The sequence below is a fragment of the Escherichia sp. AM3 genome (assembly GCF_032029835.1).
GTDB classification, from domain to species: Bacteria; Pseudomonadota; Gammaproteobacteria; order Enterobacterales; family Enterobacteriaceae; genus Escherichia; species Escherichia coli.
Window position 1 is genome coordinate 1 of sequence record NZ_JAVUPQ010000682.1, and the last position, 359, is coordinate 359.

Here is a 359-nt window from a genome sequence, read left to right on the forward strand (position 1 = left end):
ATCCAGGAGAGGTCTTTTTCGCGGGTGGCGGAGTTTACAACGAGGCGGAAGAAATCTTCAGTGAAGTAATAGACGATAAGGTCATCAATCACGCCGCCCGAGGCATTCAGCATGCCGGTATAGAGCGCTTTGCCCGGCGTCTTCAGTTTGGCGACGTCATTTGCCAGCAGATAACGCAAAAACTCCCGGGTGCGGCTACCGCGCAGGTCGACAATCGTCATATGAGACACGTCGAACATACCGGCATCGGTGCGCACCGCGTGGTGCTCATCAATCTGCGAGCCGTAGTGCAGCGGCATCATCCAGCCGTGGAAGTCCACCATGCGGGCGCCGCACAACACGTGCTGTTCGTACAAAGG

1 pseudogene is annotated in these 359 nt (G+C 56.8%); it reads right to left on the reverse strand.

The features are described 5' to 3' along the window. Positions 1-359 (reverse strand): annotated as a pseudogene (gcvT, locus tag RTW80_RS27865) (glycine cleavage system aminomethyltransferase GcvT); the annotation flags it as partial.